Annotated in this window: 2 protein-coding genes and 1 pseudogene; 2 read left to right on the forward strand and 1 reads right to left on the reverse strand. The window is 61.7% G+C overall.

The genetic code is table 11. The annotated features are described in order from the left end of the window. Positions 1-1,134: serine/threonine protein kinase (locus AC1D0Z_RS19730; protein WP_477659873.1), on the forward strand; the 1,134-nt coding region annotated here is incomplete at its 5' end. Positions 1,135-1,154: 20 nt separating this feature from the next. On the opposite strand, the gene AC1D0Z_RS19735 is transcribed toward AC1D0Z_RS19730, so the two are convergent. After that, a complete protein-coding gene (locus AC1D0Z_RS19735) occupies positions 1,155-2,051 on the reverse strand; it encodes a LysR substrate-binding domain-containing protein (protein ID WP_477659874.1) in 897 nt (298 codons plus the stop codon). Positions 2,052-2,158: 107 nt separating this feature from the next. Between AC1D0Z_RS19735 and AC1D0Z_RS19740 the strand changes: the two are divergent. Continuing rightward, a pseudogene (locus AC1D0Z_RS19740) lies at positions 2,159-2,405 on the forward strand (Bug family tripartite tricarboxylate transporter substrate binding protein); the annotation flags it as partial.

Here is a 2,405-nt window from a genome sequence, read left to right on the forward strand (position 1 = left end):
ATCCACATCTGCGCTGACGAGCCTGGCGGGCTGGATATGGCCGCGAAATCCATCGTTGAAAAAGCCCTGGAGCGAGGCAGTGGCGACAACCTTACGGCACAAATTGTCCGCGTCGATGAGCTGCCCACCGGGCAGGCGGGTGAGATGGTGCAGCAGCTGTCGGGCCTGCCGCTTCCCCCCATCCTCGAAGCCAGGACGGCGTTTGACGGTTACACCATCATCCGCGAAGTGCACGGCAGTAGCCGCAGCCATATTTACCTGGCCACCGACGATGAAACCGGCACACTCGTCATCCTCAAAACCCCGTCCATAGATTTGGGTGGCGACCCGGCCTACCTTGAAAGGTTTCTGACCGAAGAGTGGATTGCCCGGCGCATCAACAGCGCGCATGTGCTCAAGCCTTATGTGCCGACCCGCAAGCGCCACTATGTGTATGTGGCCACCGAATACATCGACGGGCAAACGCTGAGCCAGTGGATGATTGACAACCCCCGGCCTGGGCTGGAGGCCGTGCGTGCGCTGGTGGAGCAAATCRCCAAAGGCCTGCGCGCGTTTCACCGGCTGGAGATGCTGCACCAGGACCTGCGGCCAGAGAACGTCATGATCGACAAGACCGGCACGGCCAAGATCATTGACTTTGGCTCAACCCGCGTGGCCAGCCTTATGGAAGCAGATGCGCCCGGCGGGCACAACGACATCCTGGGCACGGCCCAGTATTCAGCGCCGGAATATTTTGTGGGCGAGGGCGGCACCGCGCGCTCTGACCTGTTCTCACTCGGCGTCATCACCTACCAGATGCTGACGGGCAAACTGCCCTACGGCGCTGAAGTGGCCAAATGCCGGACCCGGGCTGCACAGAGCAAGCTGCGCTATGACTCCGTGCTGTATGAGGACCAGGGCATACCTCCCTGGATAGACGGCGTGCTCCGCAAGGCTGTCCACCCCGATCCCGCCAAGCGCTATGGTGAGCTGTCGGAGTTTTTATACGACCTGCGCCACCCCAACCAGTCATTCCTGGACAAGACCCGCCCGGCTTTGCTCGAGCGCAACCCGGTGGCGTTCTGGCGGGGTGTTTCCCTGATCCTGGCTGTGGTCGTGGTGGTGCTGGTGGCGTTGAGGTCTGCCGGCGGATAGGCCTGCAACTTGCCCTTGTCTCAGACCTGCCCGGCCGTCGCTTGCGCCAGCAGCCAGGAGCGAAATACCTTGAGGGCTTCAAGTCCGGCCGATTCCTCCGGATATACCAGGTAGTAGCCGCGCGTAGACACCCATTGCTTCTTTGAGAGCCGACGTAACCGGCCGGTGGCGACGGCATCCCTGGCCATGAAATCAGGCAGCAGCACGGCGCCCAGGCCCACCACTGAGGCATTCAGCGCCATCGACATCAACTCATAGCGCGGCCCCTCCTGCCCGGTACCCATCCCCAGTCCGGCATGGTCGAACCATTTTTGCCAGGCATCCAGTACCGTGGTGTGGTGCACCAGGGCAGACACGGGTGTGCGGGAGGTCAGTGTCTTTCCGTTTTTGGCGATCCAGGCCGGTGCGGCATACGGGGCCATAGCCAGGGGCAGCACAAAGTCGTTGTGCAGGCCCGGGCGCTTTCCGTCGCCGAACTCAAGCGAGGCATCGACCGGCATGCTCTTGAAATCAACCGAGCCCACGCGGGTCGCAAAGTTGAGGGTGATTTCACTGTACGCGCGGGTGAAGTCCGGCAGGCGCGGAATCAACCAGTAGCTGCCCAGCGATGCGCCCACCGACAGCGTCAGCGAACCACCACGCCCCTTGAGTGCCATCACATTGGCTGTAGCGCGCTCCAGGCGCTGGAGAATGGCGCTGACTTCGTCCAGGTAGTAGCGGCCGGCCTCTGTCAGGACCACCGCATCCCGGCGCCGCACAAACAGCTTGAGGTCAAGGCGGCTTTCAAGCGCCATGATCTGGCGGCTGACTGCGCCCTGTGTCAGGTGCAGCTCTTGCGCGGCTGCGGTAAAAGACCGCAGCCGCGCGCTGGCTTCAAGGCACAGCAGGGACATCGTGGAAGGCGCGCGCAGCATCATGGTGCATGAGAAAAAGACATGGAAGACGGATAAATTGTCGTTTGTAGCCTTGGATTTGTCCACGCATCATTCAGTTTTCTCATTCACMAATCAAAAAAGGTGGCCTCATGACTGAATTTCAAACCAGCCGGCGAACGCTTCTCAAGCTGGGTGCCGTTGCGATGGCATCGGCGCCATTGCTGGCACGCGCCGCCTGGCCAGACCGGCCCATCCGGTTGATCGTGCCGTCTTCTGYCGGTGGCTCGCCAGACAACATATGCCGCATCCTGACGGCCGAGCTGATGAAGTCGCTGGGCCGGCCTTTTGTGATTGACAACAAGCCCGGCGCAAGCGGGAACATCGGCACGCAGGAGA

The organism is Polaromonas sp. P1_E3 (assembly GCF_056405935.1).

Excerpts from the sequence above, each read along its gene's own strand:
- AC1D0Z_RS19735 (WP_477659874.1), bottom strand. The coding sequence starts at position 2,051 with ATGATGCTGCGCGCGCCTTCCACGATGTCCCTGCTGTGCCTTGAAGCC.